We start from the raw sequence: 4801 nt of genomic DNA, 5'->3' as shown, positions 1-4801 counted from the left end.
AACAAATTAATCATTTTTATAACGGCGCCTTTATTTGCATTTCCGTTTCCAGTTATTTGAGATTTTACTTCTTTTGGTTTATATTCCGTAAAATCTATATTTTTAATAGTCAAGGCAAGTATTATGATTCCTCTCGCCTCCGCAACTTTTAGAGCGGTTTTTGAATTCTTTGAAAAAAATAATTCTTCTATAGCGGCGTTATCGGGTTTATATTTTATTATCAAATCGTTTAATTCATCAAATATTTTTTTTAGTCTTTGATTATATTCTTCGGTTTGAAAAGTCTCTATGAGTCCGCAATCGACTATTTTGTAAGTTGAATTTTTAGATTCTATAAAAGCGTATCCGCATCTTGCAAATCCCGGGTCTATTCCTAATGTTATCATTATAGATTTTGTAAAATGTTATTCTTCTATAAGATTATCGGTAATTTCCAAATTAGTGGCGACTGCCGAAACATCGTCATGGTCTTCGAACAAAGAAAGAATTTTCATTACTTTTTTCGCTTCGGCTTCCGCTATAGTCATATTGTTATCCGCCACTCGAACTATTTCGGCGCTTTCGGGTTCTATTCCTTTTTCTTTTAACGCATCGACTATTGAAGATAGAGATTCCATAGGTCCCGTTATCGTAAATACTTCTCCGTCCTGTTCTATATCTTCCGCTCCAGCGTCCAAAACTATATCCATTAAATTTTCTTCCGTGTTTCCAGCCGAAGGAATCATAACGATAGCTTTTTTCTTAAATTGCCAAGATACGCTTCCGTTTTCCGCCAAATTTCCGCCGTTTTTACTGAATATCGACCTTATTTCCGCAGCGGTTCTATTTTTATTATCGGTAGCTACATCCACTATAATCGCCACTCCGCCTGGGGCATAACCTTCGTAAGATATTTCTTCTATCGTGGCTCCGTCTCCTCCGCCAGCTCCTCTTTTTATCGCTCTGTCTATATTATCGTTCGGCATATTCGTTCCTTTTGCCTTAACTATAACCATTCTCAATCTTGCATTCTGCGCGGGGTCGGGGCTTCCTCCCTCTTTAACGGCTATTGTTATTTCTTTCGCTATTTTAGACCAAATTTTTCCTTTTTTTGAATCGTTTGCGGCTTTTTTATGTTTAATACTTGCCCACTTGGAGTGTCCAGACATATTGCACCTCTATTAAAAAATTTATTATTTTATTTATTAATTATTATTTATAATCGTTATAAATTATATAATAAAAATTAATTGCTGTCAAATATTTTTTAAAAAGTATTGTTATTTTTTCCTGTTAGAGAAAATGACAAATCATACTTGAAACAATACAAAAAACAAAATATACTATACGAAACAAATTCTAAAGGTTCTTATTTTTTAATATGCAAAATAATAATAAAATTGATATAAATAATTTGAATCCAATAATAAAAGATTTGCTCGATTTAAGAGGAATAAAAACAAAATCCGATATATTCGACTTTTTCTTTCAAGATATATATTCGCTTTCAAGTCCGTTTTCAGTAAAAGATATGAATATATTTGTCGACAGATTAAAAGAAGCTATAGAAAGCGGAGAAAAAATATTAATCTACGGAGATAAAGACGCGGACGGAATCACGGCGGCGTCCATAATATATAATACCTTAAAATCAGTTACAAAAAATGTCGAGGCTTTTGTCCCTAATCATTCTACGGGTTACGGGCTTTCAAAATCGGTAATCGAAGAATACGCGAATTCTGGAACAAGTTTGATTATTACGGTAGATTGCGGAATATCGAATGTCGAAGAGGTTGAATTTGCCAGAGAAAATTCTATAGATATAATAGTAACCGACCATCATGATATACCAGAAATATTGCCTAACGCTTATGCCATATTTAATCCAAAACTTTCAAATACGGGATTCGTTTCAAAAAATTTTTCTGGTTGCGCTGTCGCTTTTAAGATGATGCAGGCTTTCGTTTTATCATATACAAAAATTTACAATAAAGATATTATAGTTTTGGATTATGAAATAGATAAAAAAAATAATATATTAAAAAAAATAAAAGCGCTAAAAACGACAAATTTTGTCCCAAATAACGAACCTCTGGGATTTGAGATTTTAAAAGAAAATGAAAATTCCTACAAATCTATTTACGCAGATTATTATGACGAATTATTAACCGAAGAGGAAATATTGGAAGAAATTGCAAGCTATATGTTCGAGGGAGATGGAGCTATATTGGTTTTAACGGGGGGCGAAGAGAGATTAAAAAGATTATTATCAATATTTGAAAAATACGAAATGTTTTTGCCCGAATACGAAAAAGTTTACGATTTACTGCAGCTTGGAGTGGTTTATGGAAATGTGAATATAAAAAATTTCAAAACTCTCGAAGAATTTGCGCTTGCTTTAAATGTAAATATTTATAAATACGAAAATTTTGAATATAGAGATTTGATAATAAAAATGGAAATATTTAAAAGAATGTTTTATATAAGTCAAAAACAGATGCAAAATTATTTAAAAAGAGAATCTATTTTAGTCGCTTTCGGAACGGTTGCCGATGTCGTTCCCGTTATAGAAGAAAACAGAGCTTATATAAAATGCGCTTTGGAAGAATTGTCAAAACCTCCGCATATTAGATATAATATTATTTTAGAAAAAATAAATTTATTAAATACAAAAATTGACACTCAAACTATCGGCTGGAAATTAGCGCCTTTCATAAACGCCGCTGGAAGAATGAATAAACCCGAATACGCCTTACAACTTTTAACTTCCGAATTGAAAGAAGAAGCTTTGAAATTGTCGGAAGAAATTTATAATATGAACGAAACGAGAAAATCTTTGACTGACGAATGTTTTAATATAGTGAGCGAATATATAAAAAATAACGATTGTTTATCCATGCCTTTGATTTTGGTAAAAAGCAAGGAAATCGAGCAGGGACTGACGGGATTAATAGCGGGAAAAGTTTTAAACGAGTTCGGAAAAACGGCGATTATTTTGCATGAAGACGAAGAAGAAAAAACTTGCACGGGAAGTATAAGAAGCGCGGGAAATAATAACGCGAGGGAAATGCTTGAATTTGCGAGCGTTTATTTAAATAAATTCGGCGGACATAAAAACGCCGCTGGATTTAGTTTGAATATTGATAAATTCGATAAATTTGCAAAAAAAATAATGGAATATTCTTTGGAAAATGATTCCGAGTCTTCCGAAAAAGAAATTAAAAATTACGACATAAAATTGGATTTCAAATATATTGACATCAAACTTGCTGAAACTATAGAATTGTTCGAGCCTTTCGGAGTTTCAAACGAAGAACCGATATTTTATTCAAATAATGTTAAAGTTGCAAAAGTAATTCGATTGCCAAAAAACGATAAATTGCATCTTAAAATGGAAGTTAATCAAAATGAAAAAAATATAATCGCGATTCTATGGGATTCAAACGAGGAAGAAGCGAAAAAATTTGAAAATTCAAATCATATAGATATTTTTTATAAATTAAAAATTAACAGATTTGGCGGAAAATCCGATATTCAATTATTATTAGAAAGTTATATAATTCGTTAAAAATTCATTGATTTTTTTATTAAGTTATTGTATAATCAAAAGATAATATTAAAATAAAAACTATTTTCAAAGGCGGTGTAATAATGAAAATAAACAAGTATATGGTTTCCCCATCTGTTCCTAAAGAATTAGAGCCATTATTGGAAATCACAAAAAACTTTTGGTGGTGCTGGAATCAAAAAGCTGTAAATTTATTAAGGTCTATAGATATAGATAACTATGACAAAAAAGACCATAATCCTATAAGAGTGTTGGGAGAATCTTCGCAGGAATGTTTTTACAATATGATTCATGACGATGCTGCGATGATGAATTTGGCGGAAGTTTACGATGAGTTTAAAACTTATATGAAACAAGAGACTTGGTATGCAAGTTTGGACGATTCGCAAAAAGTGGAAAATGAAAAAATAGCTTATTTCTCTTTTGAATACGGACTTCATGAATCTTTGCCAAATTATTCGGGCGGGCTTGGAATATTGTCGGGCGACCATTTGAAATCTGCAAGCGATTTGGGTTTGCCTTTCGTTGCGGTTGGGCTTTTATACAGAAAAGGATATTTTAAACAATATTTGAACGCGGACGGCTGGCAACAAGAATTCGATATAGAAAACGACTTTTTTAATTTGGCGTTGGAAAAAGTTTTAGATTCAAACGGCGAAACTATGAAAGTCGATGTAGATTTGCCAGGGAGAAAAGTTTACGCTCAAATATGGAAAGCTAATATAGGAAGAATACAACTTTACTATTTGGACGCTAATATTGAAGAAAACAGCGTTGAAGACAGAGATATTACCGCTCAACTTTACGGCGGAGACCTTGAAACGAGAATTCAACAGGAGATTTTGCTCGGTATCGGCGGAATTAAAGCGTTAAAGAAGTTGGGAATAAAACCTACAATTCACCATATGAACGAAGGACATAGCGCGTTTTTGTCTCTCGAAAGAATCAGGCAATTAATGGTTGACGACAAATTGGATAGAAATTCGGCAAGAGAAGTCGTTTATAGCTCGAATGTGTTTACAACTCATACTCCCGTTCCAGCTGGAAACGATGTATTTCCTATAGAAATGATTAAAAAATATTTTGCCGATTATGTGAAACAAATCGATATGACGATGGACGAATTCCTTAAACTTGGAAGAATAAATCCCGATGACGAAAAAGAAGATTTTTGTATGACGGTTTTAGCTTTGAATCTGTCCGCTGAAAACAACGGAGTAAGCAAACTTCATGGACATGTATCTCGAGGAATGT

At 32.6% G+C, this 4801-nt stretch carries 4 protein-coding genes; 2 read left to right on the top strand and 2 right to left on the bottom strand.

Translation table 11 applies throughout. From position 1 onward, the window contains the following. Positions 1–386, bottom strand: a 386-nt coding sequence (ruvC, locus tag EZH24_RS07310) for a crossover junction endodeoxyribonuclease RuvC (protein ID WP_137998465.1), incomplete at its 3' end; no start/stop codon positions are given. A gap of 18 nt (positions 387–404) precedes the next feature. After that, positions 405–1148: a YebC/PmpR family DNA-binding transcriptional regulator gene (locus tag EZH24_RS07305; protein ID WP_137998464.1), complete on the bottom strand. Its 744-nt coding sequence runs from the start codon at positions 1146–1148 to the stop codon at positions 405–407. 212 nt (positions 1149–1360) lie between these two features. Between EZH24_RS07305 and recJ the strand changes: the two genes are divergently transcribed. Both recJ and glgP read left to right on the top strand, forming a co-directional pair. Continuing rightward, the gene (gene recJ / locus EZH24_RS07300) at positions 1361–3547 is read left to right on the top strand and encodes a single-stranded-DNA-specific exonuclease RecJ (RefSeq protein ID WP_137998463.1); all 2187 of its coding nucleotides are present in this window, start codon (positions 1361–1363) and stop codon (positions 3545–3547) included. Positions 3548–3630: 83 nt separating this feature from the next. Then, positions 3631–4801: alpha-glucan family phosphorylase (gene glgP, locus EZH24_RS07295; protein WP_137998462.1), on the top strand; the 1171-nt coding region annotated here is incomplete at its 3' end.

It is taken from the genome of Brachyspira catarrhinii (assembly GCF_005518285.1).
GTDB classification, from domain to species: Bacteria; Spirochaetota; Brachyspiria; order Brachyspirales; family Brachyspiraceae; genus Brachyspira; species Brachyspira catarrhinii.
This window is presented reverse-complemented; position numbering and strand designations above follow the sequence as displayed.